This is a genomic window from Coprococcus sp. AF51-11b1 (assembly GCF_027682785.1).
Lineage (GTDB): Bacteria > Bacillota > Clostridia > Lachnospirales > Lachnospiraceae > Allocoprococcus > Allocoprococcus comes.
The window spans coordinates 17,386-36,422 of record NZ_JAQCZB010000020.1 but is presented as its reverse complement, the minus strand read 5'-3'; the positions used below and the strand labels follow the sequence as shown (position 1 = coordinate 36,422).

Annotated in this window: 22 protein-coding genes; 15 read left to right on the top strand and 7 right to left on the bottom strand. The window is 40.7% G+C overall.

Annotated features, from left to right (window positions below; all coding sequences use genetic code 11):
• Positions 1-161: 161 nt before the first annotated feature.
• On the top strand, positions 162-1,121 hold the full coding sequence (locus PGY05_RS15860; RefSeq protein ID WP_055262065.1) for a DHH family phosphoesterase: 960 nt from the start codon (positions 162-164) through the stop codon (positions 1,119-1,121).
• 60 nt (positions 1,122-1,181) lie between these two features.
• Here PGY05_RS15860 and PGY05_RS15855 read toward each other — a convergent pair whose 3' ends face one another.
• The 3 genes from PGY05_RS15855 to PGY05_RS15845 are packed head-to-tail and all read right to left on the bottom strand — an operon-like array spanning position 1,182 to position 3,049.
• Complete coding sequence (locus tag PGY05_RS15855) at positions 1,182-1,814, bottom strand: ABC-2 transporter permease (protein ID WP_008368548.1); 633 nt, start codon at positions 1,812-1,814, stop codon at positions 1,182-1,184.
• Positions 1,815-1,816: 2 nt separating this feature from the next.
• Positions 1,817-2,674: an ABC transporter ATP-binding protein gene (locus PGY05_RS15850; protein WP_270476295.1), complete on the bottom strand. Its 858-nt coding sequence runs from the start codon at positions 2,672-2,674 to the stop codon at positions 1,817-1,819.
• A 3-nt stretch (positions 2,675-2,677) separates the two neighbouring features.
• Positions 2,678-3,049, bottom strand: a complete 372-nt coding sequence (locus tag PGY05_RS15845) for a GntR family transcriptional regulator (protein WP_008368544.1) — start codon at positions 3,047-3,049, stop codon at positions 2,678-2,680.
• A gap of 235 nt (positions 3,050-3,284) precedes the next feature.
• On the opposite strand from PGY05_RS15845, the gene PGY05_RS15840 reads away from it, so the two are divergent.
• The 3 genes from PGY05_RS15840 to PGY05_RS15830 are packed head-to-tail and all read left to right on the top strand — an operon-like array spanning position 3,285 to position 4,549.
• Complete coding sequence (locus PGY05_RS15840; RefSeq protein WP_008368542.1) at positions 3,285-3,587, top strand: nucleotidyltransferase family protein; 303 nt, start codon at positions 3,285-3,287, stop codon at positions 3,585-3,587.
• Positions 3,574-3,963, top strand: a complete 390-nt coding sequence (locus PGY05_RS15835; protein ID WP_044998490.1) for an HI0074 family nucleotidyltransferase substrate-binding subunit — start codon at positions 3,574-3,576, stop codon at positions 3,961-3,963. Before PGY05_RS15840 ends, PGY05_RS15835 begins: the two co-directional genes overlap by 14 nt.
• 16 nt (positions 3,964-3,979) lie before the next feature.
• Entirely contained in the window at positions 3,980-4,549 is a 570-nt protein-coding gene (locus PGY05_RS15830; RefSeq protein ID WP_055262071.1) for a GNAT family N-acetyltransferase, read from the top strand.
• 63 nt (positions 4,550-4,612) lie between these two features.
• Here PGY05_RS15830 and citX read toward each other — a convergent pair whose 3' ends face one another.
• A complete protein-coding gene (gene citX, locus PGY05_RS15825; RefSeq protein WP_173685928.1) occupies positions 4,613-5,107 on the bottom strand; it encodes a citrate lyase holo-[acyl-carrier protein] synthase in 495 nt (164 codons plus the stop codon).
• Between the two features lie 11 nt (positions 5,108-5,118).
• Complete coding sequence (citC, locus tag PGY05_RS15820) at positions 5,119-6,189, bottom strand: [citrate (pro-3S)-lyase] ligase (protein ID WP_173685927.1); 1,071 nt, start codon at positions 6,187-6,189, stop codon at positions 5,119-5,121.
• Between the two features lie 251 nt (positions 6,190-6,440).
• On the opposite strand from citC, the gene PGY05_RS15815 reads away from it, so the two are divergent.
• Entirely contained in the window at positions 6,441-7,193 is a 753-nt protein-coding gene (locus PGY05_RS15815) for a DUF4866 domain-containing protein (protein WP_055158184.1), read from the top strand.
• A 56-nt stretch (positions 7,194-7,249) separates the two neighbouring features.
• Here PGY05_RS15815 and PGY05_RS15810 read toward each other — a convergent pair whose 3' ends face one another.
• Entirely contained in the window at positions 7,250-8,581 is a 1,332-nt protein-coding gene (locus PGY05_RS15810; RefSeq protein ID WP_008368528.1) for a threonine/serine ThrE exporter family protein, read from the bottom strand.
• Positions 8,582-9,178: 597 nt separating this feature from the next.
• On the opposite strand from PGY05_RS15810, the gene PGY05_RS15805 reads away from it, so the two are divergent.
• The 3 genes from PGY05_RS15805 to PGY05_RS15795 all read left to right on the top strand — a co-directional run bounded on the left by PGY05_RS15805 (position 9,179) and on the right by PGY05_RS15795 (position 12,511).
• Positions 9,179-10,051, top strand: a complete 873-nt coding sequence (locus PGY05_RS15805; RefSeq protein ID WP_022219933.1) for a phosphoribosylaminoimidazolesuccinocarboxamide synthase — start codon at positions 9,179-9,181, stop codon at positions 10,049-10,051.
• Positions 10,052-10,200: 149 nt separating this feature from the next.
• Entirely contained in the window at positions 10,201-12,216 is a 2,016-nt protein-coding gene (locus PGY05_RS15800) for a beta-galactosidase (RefSeq protein WP_270476293.1), read from the top strand.
• A 109-nt stretch (positions 12,217-12,325) separates the two neighbouring features.
• Positions 12,326-12,511 (top strand): hypothetical protein, encoded by a 186-nt coding sequence (locus tag PGY05_RS15795; RefSeq protein WP_055158190.1) that lies wholly within the window; start codon positions 12,326-12,328, stop codon positions 12,509-12,511.
• Here PGY05_RS15795 and PGY05_RS15790 read toward each other — a convergent pair.
• The gene (locus PGY05_RS15790; RefSeq protein WP_055158192.1) at positions 12,467-12,730 is read right to left on the bottom strand and encodes a hypothetical protein; all 264 of its coding nucleotides are present in this window, start codon (positions 12,728-12,730) and stop codon (positions 12,467-12,469) included. The genes PGY05_RS15795 and PGY05_RS15790 overlap by 45 nt on opposite strands.
• Before the next feature lie 272 nt (positions 12,731-13,002).
• Here PGY05_RS15790 and PGY05_RS15785 point away from each other — a divergent pair, with 272 nt between their 5' ends.
• The 7 genes from PGY05_RS15785 to phoU all read left to right on the top strand — a co-directional run bounded on the left by PGY05_RS15785 (position 13,003) and on the right by phoU (position 19,030).
• Entirely contained in the window at positions 13,003-13,788 is a 786-nt protein-coding gene (locus tag PGY05_RS15785; protein ID WP_270476290.1) for a glucosaminidase domain-containing protein, read from the top strand.
• A gap of 162 nt (positions 13,789-13,950) precedes the next feature.
• Positions 13,951-14,658 carry a GTP pyrophosphokinase gene (locus PGY05_RS15780; protein ID WP_022220501.1) on the top strand — a complete coding sequence of 236 codons (708 nt, stop codon included), beginning with the start codon at positions 13,951-13,953 and terminating at the stop codon, positions 14,656-14,658.
• A 228-nt stretch (positions 14,659-14,886) separates the two neighbouring features.
• Positions 14,887-15,816, top strand: a complete 930-nt coding sequence (locus PGY05_RS15775) for a substrate-binding domain-containing protein (RefSeq protein WP_055158195.1) — start codon at positions 14,887-14,889, stop codon at positions 15,814-15,816.
• Between the two features lie 20 nt (positions 15,817-15,836).
• Complete coding sequence (pstC, locus tag PGY05_RS15770; protein ID WP_055297678.1) at positions 15,837-16,730, top strand: phosphate ABC transporter permease subunit PstC; 894 nt, start codon at positions 15,837-15,839, stop codon at positions 16,728-16,730.
• 88 nt (positions 16,731-16,818) lie between these two features.
• The gene (pstA, locus tag PGY05_RS15765; RefSeq protein ID WP_416387036.1) at positions 16,819-17,610 is read left to right on the top strand and encodes a phosphate ABC transporter permease PstA; all 792 of its coding nucleotides are present in this window, start codon (positions 16,819-16,821) and stop codon (positions 17,608-17,610) included.
• Positions 17,611-17,623: 13 nt separating this feature from the next.
• On the top strand, positions 17,624-18,373 hold the full coding sequence (pstB, locus tag PGY05_RS15760) for a phosphate ABC transporter ATP-binding protein PstB (protein WP_055158199.1): 750 nt from the start codon (positions 17,624-17,626) through the stop codon (positions 18,371-18,373).
• Positions 18,374-19,030, top strand: coding sequence for a phosphate signaling complex protein PhoU (gene phoU / locus PGY05_RS15755; protein WP_173687209.1), 657 nt, complete (start codon positions 18,374-18,376; stop codon positions 19,028-19,030). It abuts the gene before it with no gap.
• The last annotated feature ends 7 nt before the right edge of the window (positions 19,031-19,037 follow it).

Below are 19,037 nucleotides of genomic sequence, written 5' to 3'. Positions count from 1 at the left end.
TTGTATGTGGTTTTGAAGGTACATGTAGAAAGTAAGGGAGCTGTAGACCGTAAGGGTTTACAGTTTTTTTATTACATATATTACATAGGAAATTATTTACCTTTAAGGAAAAATGTGGTAATATGCTGAAAGAATGAGAGTAATTTAAGAGGCATGAGCAAATGGGTTTTTTAAATCAGCTATTAAAGTACAAAAATATATGTATTCAATGTCATAACAGTCCAGATGCAGATGCACTGGCTGCGGCATATGGGGTGTATACATATTTAAAACTACAGGATATCAATGTGTCAATTATTTACAGTGGAGATTATGAAATCCAAAAAAAAGATCTTTTGTACATGATTGATATCTGTGAGATTCCGGTAGAATACGTAAAAGAGTTACCCAAGACAGATCTTCTACTGCTGGTTGATGGGCAATATGGAAGAGGAAATGTATATCGTTTTGAAGCGGATAATATAGCAATGATCGATCATCATATGCCTTCCATGAAAAAAACAGAAAATGCTTTTATTGACTATTCTTATCAAAGCTGTTCTACAATTGTCTGGGAACTTTTGAAAGAAGAAGGATATGATGTAAAGGCGAATGAAAAGTTAAGTATTGCATTTTTATATGGATTGTATACAGATACTTCTTCCTATGTAGATTTGTACAAGAAGCATGACATTGCGATGCGCGATGAGTTAAGCAAAGATTATCCGGAACTGGAACGGTTAAAAAAATCATCCATGAGTCTGGAGGACCTCATGATTGCAGGAGAAGCTTTGTACCATGCATATTTTGATAAAGAGAAGCAATATCTTTTGATCAGTGCAATGCATTGTGAGCAATCAGTGCTTGGAATCATTGGTGATATGGCAATAAAGGTTGATGTTGCCAAAGTTAGCATTGCATATACGGATATTGACAGTGGATATCAGGTTTCAATAAGAAGTGCAGATCGGGAGTATCTTGCAAATGAAGTGGCAGAAAAGCTCTGCGATGGAATCGGAAGCGGTGGTGGCCATATAGATAAAGCCGGCGGTGTGATTTCAAGAGATTGTATCTGCGAAAGTTATGCAGGATGGGAAATTGCAGACATTATCAAAGAGAGAATGGAAAAAATCATGAAATAAAAAAAAGAAACAGTGGTTTACAAAAAAGGAAGTAAACCGCTGTTTCTTTCTATAATGATGTTAGAATTCCCTGTTCTGATAGAATTTTATGGATAGAATCCAGGAAATCATATACAGTAATAAACCTATGAAAAAAAGAATCAAAATATAGTAACTTCGGAAAGGGAAATGTGCAAGTCCGAGAGGCAAATTTTTTATGAAAGATTGCAACCAACCAAGCAATGCGAAAAATAAAATAAATCCAATATAATAAGCAAACCGACCTTTCTCAGCACCTAGTTTGAAGGTAAACGGAAACATAAAGGCAGGTGGCAGTAATCCGGCTATAAAGATAATTGTAAAAATAGTAAGAAGACCGGAAATATAAAAGTTGTGTCTTATAATCATGTTGATTATTTGCACAATTTCAACAATGATGGCAGAAAGTGTAAGGGTACATACTGTTAAAATATATTTGGAGGATACAATTTCTTTTCGGCTACAGGGAAAGGTACAGGCATAGAGACTCCAATTTGATTTTTCATCGTAAGAAAGCAGGTTTACCGGGATAATGCTGGAAATTGTAATAGGATATAATGCAAAAAACAGATTGTTATTCCATGCTCCGGCAAAGGAAAATACAATAATCAGAATAAAAAATAAACGACAATATTTTATCATCAGATAAAGATCTTTACGAAGTAATCCTTTCATATTTAGTGAACCCCCTTTATCATAAAAATAAACAAATCTTCTATACTGATCGGATGTACCTTAAATCCTTCCGGAATCTGATCTCGAAGAACCACTGCTTCTACATTGTAAGAAGAGTATTTGACTCCGATGACCGCAGATTGATCGAGTTCCTGAAGCTGTTCCTCTGTACATTGAATGATACCGTATTTTTCCAGAAGCCGGTCTTTTTCTTCGAAAAGAACAAGGTTACCTTTATGAAGAAAGGCAACATAATCACAAATTTTCTCCAGATCACTTACAATATGGGAAGAAATTAAAATTGCATGAGATTCATCTCTGGTAAAATCATTGAAAATATCAAGGATTTCATCGCGCATTACAGGATCAAGACCGCTTGTTGCTTCATCAAGGATCAGAAGTTTAGGATGATGAGAGAGAGCAACTGCAATTCCCAGTTTCATCTTCATTCCTTTTGAAAACTTACCAAATTCTTTTTTATTTGGAAGGTTAAATTTTTGGAGATATTGGTCGTATAGAGAAGAATCCCAGTTGTGGAAAATATCCTTCATAATGCGTCCAATCTGTAAAGGAGTCAGGCATTCCTGAAAACCAACTTCATCTAATACAACGCCAATTTCTTCTTTCAAGAAAGTAGTAGCAGAAGTGCAGTCTCTTCCCAAAATTCGAATCGAACCGCTGTCTTTTTTTATGATATCCAGAATTAGTTTAATGGTGGTAGTTTTTCCGGCACCATTTTCACCGATGAGTCCTAAGATACATCCACTGGGAAGAGTGAGATTTAGATGATTCAGGGAAAATCCAGGATAGTTCTTATTCAAATCGTTTATTTCTAAAGCATTTGTTTCAAATGTGGTCATAAGCTATTCCTCCATCATGAAATGAAGCATCTCAGTAAGTTCCTGTTCGCTTAGATTACAGGAAGCTGCAAGATGTACTATTTTTTCCATGTAGTCTTCAATTTTTTTCAGATTTGTTTCACGCAAAAGATCCGTATTAAGTGGAGCAACGAAACAGCCCTTTGCTGCAATCGTGTAAATAAAACCTTCTTTTTCCAGTTCATCGTAAGCCCGCTTGGTTGTTACGACACTGATTCGTAGATCTTTGGCAAGGCTTCGAATGGAAGGAAGAGCTTCGTCAGATGGTAATGTTCCACTTATAATTTGCGATTTGAGTTGTGTAAAAATCTGTTCATAGATGGGTGCACCACTTTTGTTATCTATGAATATATTCACGTTTTCACCTCGCTTAAAATGTTATAACTGTATATATACAGTATATACAGTTGGCAAAGGTGTGTCAAGAGAAACAATCCTGCTTGTATAGAAATTTGATTCATGGTATGATAACTTTCATAGATTAAACGGAATTACCAGTCGAATAATATCTGGAGAAATCAATGTATGAAGAGTAGGAGAATAAATATAATGATTTCTCTGATTAAAGTTAAGGTAGTGGGAGGAAGGAAAAATGCAGACTTTTGCGAATACAGGAATAAAAACGGAAGTTATAGACGAAATTATTTCATTTGCAAAAAAACATGATATACATTGTGTGATTCTTTTTGGATCCAGAGCGAGGGGAGACTTCAAGAGGACGAGCGATATTGATATTGCGGCAAGTGGTGGTGATTTTGATCGTTTTGCATTAGATGTTGATGAAGAGACATCCACGTTGCTGGAATTTGACATTGTGGACCTGGATAGAGATATGCAAGACGCCTTACGAGAATCGATACGGAGAGAGGGGAAAATTCTTTTTGAAAAAGTATGAAAATTTTTGTGTGTCATTGGAAAATATGAAGGATATTTATAATTACGAAGAACCGTATGATAATGTCGTTCTAACTGGTTTGGTTGGATTATATGAAATTACATTTGAGCAGTCATGGAAGATGATGAAAGAAATATTGGAGATACATGGATTTGCAGAAGGAGCAACAAGTTCTCCGAAAATGATTCTCAGAACAGCATATAAAGCAGGTATGATAAAGGATGAAGAACTATGGTTATCTGCATTACAAGAAAGAAATAATGTAACACATTCTTATAACCGAAAGATTGCAATGGGGATTATTACGCAGGCAAAACAGAAGTTTTATAAAATGTTCTGTGAATTAAAAGAAGAAATTGACAGGAATTGGATATAGTAGTCAGGAGCATAAAATGGATACAAATGAAATCAAGATCCGCCCGGCAACCGAAGCGGACGCAGCAGAAATTTTAAATATCTATGCACCCTATATAACGGACACAGCAATTACATTTGAATATGATGTTCCGACACTGGAAGAGTTTACGGGACGGATTCGTCACACACTGGAGAAATATCCGTATCTGGTGGCAGTAAGAGACAGCGAGATTATCGGTTATGCATATGCAGGAGCTTTTTATGGGCGGGCTGCATATGACTGGTCGGCAGAAACTACGATTTATGTAAAGAAGGGTTGCAGTCACAGTGGTGTTGGAAAACTGCTTTATCAGGCACTTGAAACTGCACTGAAAGCACAGAATATCATCAATCTATATGCATGCATTGGATATCCGGAAGAAGACGATGAATATCTGACAAAGAACAGCAAGCAGTTCCATGAACATCTGGGATACCGTTTGATCGGAGAATTCCGGAAGTGTGGTTATAAATTTGGGCGTTGGTACCATATGGTCTGGATGGAGAAGATGATAGGAGAACATCCGGAGAAACCGGAGCAGGTAAAGAGATTTTCAGAAATATAGTGATGGAAATTAAAAAACGGGAGAATGCTGTTTGAAAATGCATTCTCCCGTTTCTCAATATTGTTATGAGAGCATCTCTTCGATCTTCGCCTGCATTTCAGCGACGGTATGCTTTCGTGACCGGGCACATTCCTGTGCCTGACAGCCGCAGATCAAACATTTGCGGTAGACGCCGCGGGAGAGTTTTTCTCCGTCTGTTCCAATCACATCCATATCAAAAAGACGTCCGAAGGGATGGTTTTCTTCGAGTTCTGTTGTTAGTTCTTTAATTTTATCTGCCGGATAGTCGACTGTAAGAATAATTTCATTTCCAGTCTTCTCATCAAACTCAGTTTGGGTAAGAATCGGAATGTTCTCTTTTTGTAATACAGCAAAAAGTGCTTCCTTTCCGGAAAGGAATGCTTTTTTGATCTGTTCATTCGTCTTTATAGGTCCCGGAATATTCATGCAGAATGAAATCACTGGGCAATGATATCTTTGAATATATTCATTTTGTATATTAACGCGGCGCTCGCGGCAGGCGAGCATGTCGGTTAATACTACTTCCTGTCCTTTCATAGCAGATCCTCCTAATAATGAATAACATTTTCTTGTTGTCTGATCCGTTCGATTACAGGAATTGCTTCCGGACTTTTGAAATAATCCAGTGTGGTTTGCGGTACCAGCTTCGAAAGGGTATCATAGTCACCATTTTGCAGGGCAAGACGTACATTGGAAGCGCTGATCGGTGTATCCTCACAGGTCTTTCTTGAGACAACAATACATTCGATGCCCTGTTCCGGTAATTTTTCAGACATGATCCGGTTATAGATTCCGGTAACCAGGCTAGTAGGCTCTTCCCCTACGTAACGGCGAGTGATACCGAGCACCTTTGCAATCTGCGTAAATACCGTCAGGTCCAGCATGGCGTGGCTTTCAATCACTGCATTCTCATCTTTCTGGAAATAGCTTGGAAAAGTAGTATTGCTGATAATATATGGACCACTGTCGTGATAACAGATGTTTTTCAAGTGTGCTGTTCCTTTCATGACGAGTTGTTTTCTGATCTTGAATGGAACCAGGCTGGCATCTTCACTGACAATGAAGAGATGAAGCAGATCATTTTCAGCAGCCGCTTTTTCTATAAGATACTGGTGTCCGAGGGTAAACGGGTTGGCGTTCATGACGAGAGCAGCAATCTTTCTGGTGGGAGTCTCAGCAGTCAATCCTTCTGGAAGTGCATCTTTTGCAAAAGTACGCAGATAATTCTGAAATCCGGTTTTTCGGTTTTCCATGAAGACAATCTGTCCATCGATCCGGGCAATTTCATAGAATCCAAGATCACCGAAGAACTTGGCAGAATTACATTTGGTGTAAAGAAAAAGGTGTGTATTCCCTCTTGAAAACTGAAATTCAATCAGATGAGAGACGATGGAATTCATCAGTCCTTCTCCCTGATGTTCATGGCTTACGGCAAAACATCGTAAGGTGTTGCCAAAACAGCTTCCTGTTGCGATAATGTGCATCTCATCGTCATACATGCCGCAGGTGTAATCCAGGTTAGCATCTCTGCGGATCCCTTCTGAGATAAGGAGCGCGTCCACTTCATCGTTGGCTCGCTTGTCAGAAGGATAGATTTGAGAAATATAATAATCTGACATAGATAAATTCCTTTCTGCACAGTAGCTCAAAATATTTGATGAAATTATTTTAACATGTGTATAGAAAATGTAAAGAGGAGCAAGGATTCAAGAAAGAAATCAGGCATTATTCTTAAAAAAATACAAATTGGATTTATGTCATATTGATATGATCACAATATGAATTATGTAATTTACTAATAACCAGGATAACCCTATAATATAGTCGGATAAAAAATAATCGTATGATTTATAGTAAAGGAAGGATAGATATGGCAACCATTTTCCCAAGAGAAGAAAAAGCCGAGATGTTATTTGACAAGATTCTTGCAAACCCGGAGGCATGCAGGCGACTGAAAAGAACTTTTTATGATGCCATTGATTCCGGAGATGAGTTTGTGACAGAAAATCTTCCCGCAAAGCAGTTCACCGCTGCATTATTCGATGCATATGAAAATAAAGATCTGACTGCATTTCTCATGGCTGTGTGCCAAAACAGTATGTTCGATCTTTTAAGAAATGCTTTTCTGATACCGTTTAAATTTAATGCGGATGGACAGACAAATCCTATTTTTTTGACAGATGAAGAGGGAAAGCTTCTGGAAAATCTTCCGATTCATGTAAAGGAAAAAGAATATGAAAAATTTCGAAAAGTTTATCAGAAGCGTGATAAAGTAAAAATGTATCTGGCACATGGATATAAGAAAAGGCATTGTTATGATTCAGAAACAATGGAAACACAGGAATATAAGATGGGAGAGCATGACGGAGTACTTCTGATCTATGAACTTCCGGATACCGTAAAAGAAAAAAAGACGGAGGCTGAAGCTTATGCAGCTGTGTGGGATATTATGATGGAACTTCAAAAGGAACTGCCAAATTCTGTGGTATATTACGGACAGGATTTCTTGCAGGAAGAAGGAAAAAGATTTGATGAAATGGGGGTTTTCCTTCCGCTGGAACACTTTTCTGACAGACTGGAAAGGCATATAGAAAAAGCGGATCAAATTGTATATGGTAAATAAAAAGATGCATCTGGTTGAAAAAAGATCAGATGCATCTTTTTATTTAAAATTCTTTTTTACGTGCAATAACGGAATGTTTTGTCCGTCAGAATTCTTGCAAAGATAAGTCCAAGAGGCAAGGCAAGAATGATAAGTATTGCAGCTGCAAACCAGGATGCAGAGGTTTGCAGAGACATCACTCCAAGATTATAGATTGCCCGGTAAAGATAAAGTCCCGGTACCATGATGACAATAGAAGGTACAGTCAGAGAAATTCTCGGGTAACCGATTTTGCTTTTTAATACAGAAGCCAGAATTCCGGCAGTCAGGGCACCGATAAAAGCTGCGGCTGCAGGAGGCAGGGAGGCCAAGTCTACCAGTTCAAGACGGAGTGTATTGGCAATTGCTCCAATGATACCGGCTGTGGCAGAGAGTTCTTTAGGACTGTTGAACATAACAGAAAAGCCGAACACCCCGCAGAAGCTGGCGAGAAGCCGGAATAGTATATGTTGCCAGAGTGTGAGAGAAAGAGGTGGGAAATCACTTGGCTTTAAATGAAGGATAAGTGCCATGATCCAGGCGGTCAAGGTTGCGACAAGAATGATGATCATTGCGTAAGCAAGTCGTTCCAGACCGGATCGCATATCCAGTTTTGCAAGGTCGATTCCGCTGGTGATAAATGGAAAACCGGGAATGATGAAAAGCATAGAGCATATATATCCGGCTTCATGAGCAAGAGAAATGCCGAACAACAGTTCAGTTGTTTTTAAAAGTGTAGCATAGATAAGGCAGGCAGCAGCAACAGAGGCAGTAATGCCTAAGAATAATGTGAAATGATGCTTAGTCAGTTTACATCTTACAAAGTTGCCGATACCGGCACCGAAAAAAGCAAGAAGCATTTCTACCGGTCCGCCACCAAGGAGAAAGGTAAATGCCCCACAGGCAAATGCTGCGGCAAATCCGAGTGCAACTGGAGAGTAAAGGCCATGGATCCGTTCAATCTCATCCAGATAAGAATGAATCTGTTCACCGGAAAGATATTTTTCCTTTGTTGGGAAATCGTTGATGAAGTTTTCCAGTCGGTTCAATTTCGAAGTATTAACACCGGTATTGGTCAGACACAGCGACTGTGAAAAACAGTTTTCACCGTCAAAACAGGTGTATTCAATGGACATCAGGCCGATGTCGGCGGTACAGGTGATTCCCAGTTCTCTGGAAAGGGTATTCATGGAGCTTCGAACACGCCATGCTCCGGTTCCACAGGAAAGAAGCATCATGCCACATCTACCGACCACGGAGGCTTTTTCAATTAGCCCGGCCTTTGTGATAGGAATGGTATCTTCTTTATTCAGTGCATAATCATGCCATAGAATGTCCATATGATTTTTTTCTATTATGCCTTGCTGCATAAATTTCACTTCCTTTTGCTATACCAATAATACATGAACAATATATTAAATATGTATTATTGATATTGATTTATCATAATAAAGTATAATCATCGAAATGCAAAAGTCAATAGAAGAGTTGAGAAATCCTGAAAAAGGATACGGATATGCCAATGTGGATTTAAAAACATGACCGAGGCAATGTGCATAAAATGAAAAACCATTTTTTGTCTAATGTGTATAAGAAAAAGTAGGCAAAAGAAAAGAGTGTGAAATATGTTAAGTTTTGGTTGCGATTTTCTATCTGATCATCGGAGTAATTGTGATGCTTTTATATGTTCGCTTTGAAAGACAGGAAGAAACCGTTTTGAAAGAACTGGAAAACAGAAGAAAAAGTATGTAGAAAACACCGGCAGTTTTTAAAGTAATAAATGCTAATAAAAAATGCTAATAAGCAAGAAAGCCTGTTTTTCTTGACACTCATTATGTTCGGTGTTACGGTTATCTAGGATGCAAGATATGGTGCAGATGCGGAGAATACGGTATCCAAAGTGCACCGCTTTTGAGAGTTTTATAAAACTCAGTTTACAAGAAAATAAAACAATGAGGTGTAAGAACATGCAGGAATTAAAACCGATCAAAGAAGGTAAAGTACGTGAGATTTATGACAATGGCGACAGCCTGATCATGGTTGCAACAGACCGTATCAGCTGCTTTGACGTGATTCTGAATAATGAAGTAACTAAGAAAGGTACTGTTCTGACACAGATGTCAAAATTCTGGTTCGATATGACAGAAGATATTCTTCCGAACCATATGATTTCTGTAGATACAAAGGATATGCCGGAATTCTTCCAGCAGGAGAAATACGAAGGCAAATCCATGATGTGCAAGAAGCTGAACATGCTTCCGATCGAATGTATCGTTCGTGGCTATATCACAGGAAGTGGCTGGAAGAGCTACAAAGAGAATGGAACAGTATGCGGAATCAAACTTCCGGAAGGATTACAGGAATCAGACAAACTTCCTGAACCGATTTACACACCATCTACAAAAGCAGAGATCGGTGATCATGATGAGAATATTTCTTTTGAACAGAGTATCGATCATCTGGAAAAATATTTCCCGGGAAGAGGAAAAGAATTAGCAGAAAAGCTTCGTGACAACACGATCGCTCTCTATAAAAAATGCGCAGAATATGCACTCAGTAAAGGAATCATCATTGCAGATACCAAGTTTGAATTTGGGCTTGATGAAGAAGGCAACATGGTGATCGGTGATGAGATGCTGACACCGGACAGCTCAAGATTCTGGCCGGCAGATGGTTATGAACCGGGACACGGACAACCGTCATTTGACAAGCAGTTCGCACGTGACTGGCTCACAGCCAATCCGGATAATAACTGGACACTTCCACAGGAGATCGTGGATAAGACAATCGAAAAATACCTGCAGGCATATGAGATGCTCACAGGCGAAAAACTTGCATAATTACATCACATGCCATGAGAATAAAATATGACGAAAGGACCGGCGGTTTGAGACTGCCGGTCTTTTTGCACTGGTAAAACTGTCCAGTTTTGGTATAATCAAGACAGAATATCAGTTGCAGAAAAGAAAAAGAAGAAAAAGGAGATATTATGAAACGACCATTTAAGAGAATTTTATACGGCGGAGATTATAACCCGAACCAGTGGGGAAAAGAGGTCTGGAAAGAAGATATGCGCATTTTCAAAGATGCCCGGATCAACAGTGCTACGATCAATGTATTTTCGTGGGCGAAGATCCAGCCTTCAGAAGAAATCTATAATTTTACAGAACTGGATGAGATCATTGATATGCTGAGCCGGGAGAACTATGATATCGTGCTTGCAACTTCAACAGGCGCGCTTCCGGCATGGATGGTAAAAAGATATCCGGAAGTAGCGAGAACGGATTACGAGGGAAGACATCACAAATTTGGTCAGCGCCACAATGCATGCCCGAATTCTCCGGTGTTTCAGAAGTTTGCATCCCGTCTTGCAGGCAAACTTGCTGAGCGTTACGGGGACAATCCGCATGTGACCTGCTGGCATATCAGCAATGAATACGGTGGAGAATGTTATTGTGAAAACTGTGAAAAAGCGTTCCGCGTATGGCTGCGCGGGAAGTATCAGACTCTGGATGAACTGAACAAAGCATGGAATACCGAATTCTGGGGACATACCATTTATGACTGGGACGAAGTGGTACTACCAGATGCACTTGGCGATGGGATCGAAGATGCAGCAGAACCGCATATGACGGCTTTTGCAGGTCTTTCCATTGATTACTGCCGGTTTAATTCAGACGGAATGCTGAATAACTTCAAGATGGAAAAAGAAGCGATCCGTAAGTTTGATAAAGAGACACCGATCACTACCAATATGATGGGAACCTTTAAAGGACTGGATTATTTCAAATGGGCGAAAGAAATAGATGTTATTTCGTGGGATAATTATCCATCTTATAACACGCCGTGGAGTATGGTGACCATGAAGCATGATCTGATGCGTGGACTTAAGGATAAACCATTTATGCTGATGGAGCAGACTCCAAGCCAGCAGAACTGGCAGCCGTATAACTCCCTCAAGCGTCCGGGACAGATGCGTGCACAGAGCTATCAGACCATGGCACACGGAGCAGATACGATCCAGTTTTTCCAGCTCCGTCGCAGTGTGGGAGGATGTGAGAAGTTCCACGGTGCTGTCATTGCACATGCAGGAACGGAAAATACAAGAGTCTTCCGCGAGGTGAAGCAGCTTGGTGAAGAACTGGAAAGATTAAGTGACCTGATCCCGGGATCTGTAAATGAAGCAGAAGTTGGAGTGATCTTTGACTGGGATAATTACTGGGCTTTGGAATACACAAGCGGCCCGTCGATCAGTCTCAAATATGTGGACCAGATCCACCGCTATTACCGTTATTTCTATGAAAAAAATATTGGCACCAGTATGATTCCGGTGGATGCGGATTTCTCAAAATATAAGATGGTGGTTGCACCGGTTCTTTATATGGTAAAACCGGGAATGAAAGAAGCACTGGAAGAGTATGTGAAAAATGGCGGTATTCTTGTGACAACCTATATGAGTGGTATTGTTGGAGAGTCAGATAATGTATACCTTGGCGGATATCCGGGACCGTTAAAAGAGATGGCTGGTGTCTGGGTGGAAGAAATCGATGCCCTTGCACCGGAACAGCATAACATCGTGACGTTCAAAGACGGAAGCCGGAGCAAATGTAAGATCGTATGTGATCTGATGCATCTGGAGGGAGCGGAGTCTCTTGGCGAATATACGGAAGATTTCTACGCAGGCATGCCGGCAGTGACCAGACATAGTTATGGAAAAGGAAAACTGTATTACATCGGAACCTGTATGGAAGAAGATGGAATTGCGAAGATTCTTTCCATGGCAGTAGAGGATGCAGGAGCAGAACCGGTTGCAGGAGCTGGAAACGGTCTGGAGATCGTGAAACGTAACAGAGAAGGAAAGAGCTTCTATTTTGTGATGAACTTCAGGGATGAAGAGCTGGAAATTCCGGAAGAATTTGCAGGCAAAACAGATCTGCTGAGTGGGAATGCAGTAGGAAAAGGAGAAAAACTTCCGAAGTTTGGTGTGAAGATTGTAGTGGAATAAAAATTTAAGATTGAAAGTAAAAGGAAGCAGGAATTTCAGATAGGTGTAAGGCTGTCAGAGATTCCTGCTTCTTTGGGTTAGGCGGGAATTATTTAATGAAATTATTACTGTGACGGATGAGGATGCCTATGAGACGGCAAGACTTTCTGCAAAGACAGGAGGAATTTCGGTTGGAATTTCATCAGGAGCAGCGCTCTGGGCAGCGATCAAGGTGGCAAAGAGAGCTGAAAATGCAGGGAAGAATCTTCTTCTATTCTTCAATCACCTGGATTTCCAGAAAATCAAAATCAATTGAATCCACGAAACTGTCCTGATAGAATCTCGCTTTGGAATGCCGCTTGAATTCGTTGATATTCACATCCAGCCAGATCGGTTTGCTGAGATCAAATTCATAGCAGATCTCATCCAGAGCATTGAAAATCTTGTGGGTTCTTGTATCGTCACTGTCATCACAGATGGTGGTATCTTTGATCATATGATTGTCTTTAAATTCTTTTCCCCATAAGCGGAACATGGTAAAATCCTCCTTATAATAAATATGAAAAATGCCGGTCAGGCAAAGAATGTTTTTGTATCAAGTGATTTTCAGTATAGCGGATTTAGGGGAGAAAGTAAAGGAGACAGATTTTATTCTATGATATGATGTGCTATATTGATACTAAAGTTTATGAAAGAAAGAGAATCATTCTCAATAACATGGAATAGAATAGAGAAAAAAGACAGGGAATTAGAAAAATGTCTGGAATAAAACGAGAAAATATAATCCGGGTTATATTGGGAATCTGTATGATAGTTGTATCGATTGGTATGATATATGGTAAGTCAAAAGCTGGGAATGCAAATGGAAACGACAGAACTTATATAGAAGAATCAGAAAAAAATGCAAAACAGAAGAAGGCAGAGAAAAGCGAAAACGACAGCACGGGATCAGCAAAACAGGACAGCACAGTAAAAACTAAGATGACAGAACAGAGGCAGGTATCGGGCACCGAAGCAAAAGCAATTGCCGAGGCAGAAGCTATCGAGGCATCCATCCAGCCGGGACAGTATCCGGTGATGGGGATCAGCAGTATCCGCGCCTGGCAATTGGTAAATTATTTTAAAGCGTATGGAAGCACTTATCCGGCAGAAGTTTTGACGCAGGGAGGTGCACCGGATATTGAGACATTTGCACAGATGTATTATGAAGAAGCCACGGCAGAAGGCGTCCGTCCGGAGGTTGCATTTGCACAGGCGATGAAGGAGACAGGCTGGCTGCAGTATGGTGGGGATATGCAGATCACCCAGTATAATTTTGCCGGGATCGGGACGACGGGAGGAGGCGTACCGGGGAATTCCTACCCGGATGTCAGAACCGGGATCCGGGCACAGATCCAGCATCTGAAAGCTTATGCGACAGACGAAGCACTTGCCGGGGAATGTGTAGATGACCGTTACTCTTACGTGACAAAGGGGAGCGCACCGTATGTAGAGTGGCTGGGGCAGAAAGAAAATCCGGAAGGGTATGGCTGGGCAACGGGTGAACGTTATGGATACGACATTGTAGAAATGATTCATGCAATGCGAAAATAAAAGAAATGTGTCAGATTGAGATTATCTAATTTATTAAAATACTATGAAGCTTGTCCGGGCTGTATAGATTTCAAAGAGAAAAAATGGTATACTGATTTTACTTTCGGGACGAAAAAGGGAGATAGATTCCGGAGGGAAGTATACATAAAAAGGGGAGATTACATGCAGTCAGCAATGAAGTATTACGATGACGTAGACAGCTGGAAGACCGTCATGTTTCTTTACAATTCCGCATTGAAAGAAGTAGGGACGAAGCTGGAGATACTGAACGATGAATTTCAACATGTACACAGATATAATCCGATCGAGCATATCAAGACCAGGATCAAATCCGCAGAAAGTATTGTGAAAAAGCTGAAGCGGTACGGATATGAGACAAGTATTGAGAACATGGTACGCTATGTCAATGATATCGCAGGAGTCCGTCTGATCTGTTCGTTTACATCCGATATTTACCGGCTTGCGGAGATGATCGGGAATCAGAGCGACTTAAAGGTTCTGTCGATCAAAGACTATATCAAGAATCCGAAGGAAAGTGGATACAAGAGCTACCACATGCTGGTGTCCGTTCCGATCTTTCTGTCGGACAGTGTGGTGGATACGAAGGTCGAGATCCAGATCAGGACAATTGCGATGGATTTCTGGGCGAGTCTGGAGCATAAGATTTATTACAAGTTTGAAGGACAGGCACCGGAGTATATCAGCCGAGAACTAAAGGAATGTGCGGATATGGTATCGGCACTGGATGACAAGATGCTGTCACTGAATGAAGCAATTCTGGAATGTCTGAAAGAAGGCGGTGAGAAGCCGGTTCCGGAGAAAACAGAAGAAGTGGATGCGGAGATCATTGAGAATCCTATGATCCGATAAAGAAACACAAGAAAGTAATTATAAGAAAGCAGGAGCAGTCAATTGATTGTTGAGGAGTATACTCAACGTTAACTGACTGTTCCTGCTTTTTTGACACCGAACAGAAAAAAATCATATTTAACAAAAACTTTACACAGCCAGGATTTCAGATTTTACACCCATTTTATATGATAGAGACCGTGAAGAAAAGAAAAAATAAAAACACATAAAACGGAGGATTTTAGTATTATGAAATTCAGAAAATTAATGGCAGTAGCACTTGTAGCAGCAATGGCAGCAACAATGGCAGTTGGATGCGGAGGATCATCATCTGACAAGAGCGCAGAGGGCAGTACGGATAACAGCAGCGCAGATAGCGGAAGTGATTTTGATACATCAAATGATATCACAATCGTATCCCGTGAAGATGGATCCGGTACAAGAGGAGCTTTCATTGAGCTGTTCGGAATAGAAGAAAAACAGTCAGACGGAACGAAAGTAGATATGACAACAACAGATGCGCAGATTACAAATAATACATCGGTAATGCTTACAACTGTAGCAGGTGACGAATATGCAATCGGTTATGTATCACTCGGATCTTTAAATGACAGCGTAAAGGCTCTGAAGATTGACGGAGCAGAAGCCACAGCAGACAATATCGAAAATGGTTCTTACAAAGTGTCAAGACCTTTTAATATTGCAGTGAAGAAAGATCTTGATAATGAAGTTGCAAAAGATTTTATGGCATATATTATGAGTACAGAAGGACAGGAAATCGTATCAAATGAAAAATACATTCCGGTATCGGATGTAGAAGCTTATGCAGGATCAAAACCATCTGGAAAATGTGTAGTAGGTGGATCTTCTTCTGTATCACCGCTGATGGAAAAACTGATTGAAGCATATAAGAAAGTAAACCCAAATGCAGACATTGAGCTTCAGACTTCAGATTCTACAACAGGTATGACATCTACGATCGAAGGAAGCTATGACATCGGTATGGCATCCAGAGAACTGAAAGATGACGAAGCTTCAGAACTTGAAGCAACAGTAATCGCAACAGATGGTATTGCAGTGATCGTAAATAAAGCTAACACGGCAGATGAGCTTTCAGCAGATCAGGTAAAATCAATCTATGTTGGGGATGTTACAACATGGGATGAAGTTTCCAAATAAATAAAAGAGGAAATTAAAGAATGAAATCAAAAGCATGGACTGAAAAAGTCATGCAGGGAGTGTTCTTCATTGCCGCCTGCACTTCGGTGCTGGCGGTAGCTCTCATTTGCATTTTCTTGTTTGCAAATGGAATCCCTGCAATCAGACAGATAGGATTTGTAAAATTTATAACCGGTGATATCTGGCGTCCGGGAAATGAACTTTTTGGTATTTTTCCGATGATCATCGGAAGTATCTATGTGACGGCAGGAGCAATTATATTTGGTGTGCCGATCGGAATTCTGACTTCGGTATTTATGGCTATGTATTGCCCGAAGAAAATTTACAGACCGTTAAAAGCAGCAACTGAACTGCTTGCGGGAATTCCGTCAGTTGTATATGGTTTCTTCGGCATGGTGATCGTAGTTCCGATCATTCGGGACTTCGGAAGAACTTTAAAGATGATGGGACTGGTTCAGAAATCCGGAGATGGAAAAGGAATCCTGACTACATCAATTGTACTTGGTATGATGATTCTTCCAACGATCATCGGGACAACAGAAAGTGCAATGCGTGCAGTGCCACCACAGTACTATGAAGGCTCGCTGGCACTTGGAGCAACCCAGGAAAGAAGTATTTTCAAAGTTGTGATTCCGGCGGCAAAGTCCGGTGTGATCACAGGAATCGTACTTGGAATCGGACGCGCGATCGGTGAGACCATGGCAGTTATTATGATTGCAGGAAACCAGCCTAGACTGGTCAATAATATTCTGCTCGGTGTCCGTACTCTGACTGGTAATATTGTAATTGAGATGGGATATGCGACCGGACTTCACAGGGAAGCGCTGATTGCTACAGGAGTTGTACTTTTTGTATTTATCCTGATCATCAATTTTAGTGTTGCGCTGCTTAAGAGGAGGGGTGAACATGAGTGATCAGACGAAAAAACCTGTTTATATCAACCGGGAAAATTTTACAGATAAGATAAAAAGCTATCTGAGACATCCGGGATCCATGATTTTGATGTTTCTTGTGATGCTTGCGACATTTATCACGTTTGCACTGCTCCTGTTCCTGATTTTTTATATTTTGATCAATGGAATTCCGTATATTAAACCGTCATTATTTTCATTACATTATACATCGGACAATGCATCTGTTATACCGGCATTGATCAATACGGTTGTTATGACACTGCTTTCGCTTTTGATCGCAGTACCATTTGGTATTTTTTCAGCAATCTTTCTTGTGGAATACGCAGGAAAGGGGAATAAATTTATCGAAGTGATCCGCCTGACGACGGAGACTCTTTCGGGCATTCCGTCTATCGTATATGGTCTGTTTGGTATGCTGTTCTTTGTAAATACGCTGAAATGGGGATTTTCCGTTCTGGCAGGTGCATTTACTTTATCGATCATGATTCTTCCGCTGATCATGCGCCAGACAGAAGAAGCACTTAAAGCAGTTCCGGATTCTTACAGAGAAGGAAGCTTTGGACTTGGAGCCGGAAAGCTCCGTACCGTATTTCGTATCGTGCTTCCATCGGCAGTTCCTGGAATCCTTGCGGGTGTGATCCTTGCCATTGGACGTATCGTAGGAGAGACGGCAGCACTGATTTATACAGCAGGAACGGTTGCACAGGTGCCAAAGAATGTACTTGGTTCCGGTCGGACACTGGCAATTCATATGTATATGCTGTCAAGCGAAGGGCTGTATATGAACCAGGCGTATGCGACAGCTGTTATTTTGCTTGTACTGGTTGTTGCGATTAACACCCTTTCCGGTGTGGTTGCGAAGAAACTGACGAAAGCATAGAGAGGAAAAGAAAATGTCAAAGATAAGTGTAAAAAATCTTGATTTATATTATGGTGATTTCAAAGCACTGAAAAACATTAACCTTGAGATCGAGCCAAATAAGATCACCGCGTTTATCGGACCGAGTGGTTGTGGTAAATCCACACTTCTCAAGTCGATCAACCGTATGAATGATCTGGTAGAAGGATGCAGGATTGACGGCGAAATCCTTCTGGACGGACAGAATATTTTTAAAGGAATGGACGTAAATGTCCTGAGAAAAAGAGTCGGAATGGTATTCCAGAAACCAAATCCATTCCCGATGAGCATTTATGATAATATTGCTTACGGACCGAGAACGCATGGAATCCGTTCAAAGGCAAAACTGGATGATATTGTAGAAAAATCACTGCGTAATGCAGCTATCTGGGACGAGTGTAAGGACCGTCTGAAAAAGAGTGCACTTGGCATGTCCGGTGGACAGCAGCAGAGACTTTGCATTGCACGTGCACTTGCAGTAGAACCGGAAGTACTTCTGATGGATGAACCGACTTCCGCACTGGATCCGATCTCAACATCCAAGATAGAAGACCTTGCGATGGAACTGAAAAAAGATTATACTATCGTTATGGTAACACATAATATGCAGCAGGCAGTCCGAGTGTCGGACAATACCGCATTTTTCCTTCTTGGAGAAGTTGTAGAATATAATGATACTGAAAAATTATTCTCGATTCCGTCCGATAAGAGGACAGAAGATTATATTACAGGGAGGTTTGGTTAAATGCGGAACAGATTTGACAGACAGCTGGAAGAACTTAATGAGATGCTTATTCATATGGGAGAACTTTGCGAGACGGCAATTGAGGAAGCAACAGGAGCCCTGGAAGGGCATGATATTGCCAGAGCAAAGGCTGTCATTACAGCAGACAGCGAGATCGATCAGATGGAAAAAGAAATTGAAAATCTCTGCCTGAAGCTTTTACTTCAGCAACAGCCGGTAGCGCGGGATCTGCGAAGGATCTCGGCATCACTTAAGATGATCACGGATATGGAACGTATCGGAGATCAGACTGCGGATATCGCAGATATTGTGATCGCAACAAAATCAACAGAGGAAAAGAATCTGAAGGATATTAACCGGATGGCAGAGGCGACTGTAAAGATGGTAAGAGACAGTGTATCTGCCTATGTACAGAAAGATCTGGAGCTTGCAAGAAAAGTCATGGATGCAGATGATGAGGTAGATGATATTTTTGATCTGGTAAAAGGAGATCTGGTAAAATTTATTTCCGATCACAAAGGAAGTGCCGGAGATGAGGCGATCGACCTGATCATGATCGCAAAATATCTGGAGAGGATCGGAGATCATGCAACAAATATTGCAGAGTGGGTTGAATTTTCAATTACAGGTATTCATGCAGGCGGAACTGCAATCTAAAAGAAAT

What these genes read in the sequence shown, in the direction of transcription:
- PGY05_RS15785 (WP_270476290.1), top strand. Translation starts at nt 13,003, where the DNA reads ATGATAGTTGTATCGATTGGTATGATATATGGTAAGTCAAAAGCTGGG.
- PGY05_RS15855 (WP_008368548.1), bottom strand. Translation starts at nt 1,814, where the DNA reads ATGAAAGGATTACTTCGTAAAGATCTTTATCTGATGATAAAATATTGT.
- PGY05_RS15850 (WP_270476295.1), bottom strand. Translation starts at nt 2,674, where the DNA reads ATGACCACATTTGAAACAAATGCTTTAGAAATAAACGATTTGAATAAG.
- citC (WP_173685927.1), bottom strand. Translation starts at nt 6,189, where the DNA reads ATGTCAGATTATTATATTTCTCAAATCTATCCTTCTGACAAGCGAGCC.
- PGY05_RS15805 (WP_022219933.1), top strand. Translation starts at nt 9,179, where the DNA reads ATGCAGGAATTAAAACCGATCAAAGAAGGTAAAGTACGTGAGATTTAT.
- pstB (WP_055158199.1), top strand. Translation starts at nt 17,624, where the DNA reads ATGTCAAAGATAAGTGTAAAAAATCTTGATTTATATTATGGTGATTTC.
- PGY05_RS15815 (WP_055158184.1), top strand. Translation starts at nt 6,441, where the DNA reads ATGGCAACCATTTTCCCAAGAGAAGAAAAAGCCGAGATGTTATTTGAC.
- citX (WP_173685928.1), bottom strand. Translation starts at nt 5,107, where the DNA reads ATGAAAGGACAGGAAGTAGTATTAACCGACATGCTCGCCTGCCGCGAG.
- PGY05_RS15810 (WP_008368528.1), bottom strand. Translation starts at nt 8,581, where the DNA reads ATGCAGCAAGGCATAATAGAAAAAAATCATATGGACATTCTATGGCAT.
- PGY05_RS15775 (WP_055158195.1), top strand. Translation starts at nt 14,887, where the DNA reads ATGAAATTCAGAAAATTAATGGCAGTAGCACTTGTAGCAGCAATGGCA.
- PGY05_RS15830 (WP_055262071.1), top strand. Translation starts at nt 3,980, where the DNA reads ATGGATACAAATGAAATCAAGATCCGCCCGGCAACCGAAGCGGACGCA.
- phoU (WP_173687209.1), top strand. Translation starts at nt 18,374, where the DNA reads ATGCGGAACAGATTTGACAGACAGCTGGAAGAACTTAATGAGATGCTT.
- pstC (WP_055297678.1), top strand. Translation starts at nt 15,837, where the DNA reads ATGAAATCAAAAGCATGGACTGAAAAAGTCATGCAGGGAGTGTTCTTC.
- PGY05_RS15800 (WP_270476293.1), top strand. Translation starts at nt 10,201, where the DNA reads ATGAAACGACCATTTAAGAGAATTTTATACGGCGGAGATTATAACCCG.
- PGY05_RS15790 (WP_055158192.1), bottom strand. Translation starts at nt 12,730, where the DNA reads ATGTTCCGCTTATGGGGAAAAGAATTTAAAGACAATCATATGATCAAA.
- PGY05_RS15860 (WP_055262065.1), top strand. Translation starts at nt 162, where the DNA reads ATGGGTTTTTTAAATCAGCTATTAAAGTACAAAAATATATGTATTCAA.
- pstA (WP_416387036.1), top strand. Translation starts at nt 16,819, where the DNA reads ATGTTTCTTGTGATGCTTGCGACATTTATCACGTTTGCACTGCTCCTG.
- PGY05_RS15780 (WP_022220501.1), top strand. Translation starts at nt 13,951, where the DNA reads ATGCAGTCAGCAATGAAGTATTACGATGACGTAGACAGCTGGAAGACC.
- PGY05_RS15840 (WP_008368542.1), top strand. Translation starts at nt 3,285, where the DNA reads ATGCAGACTTTTGCGAATACAGGAATAAAAACGGAAGTTATAGACGAA.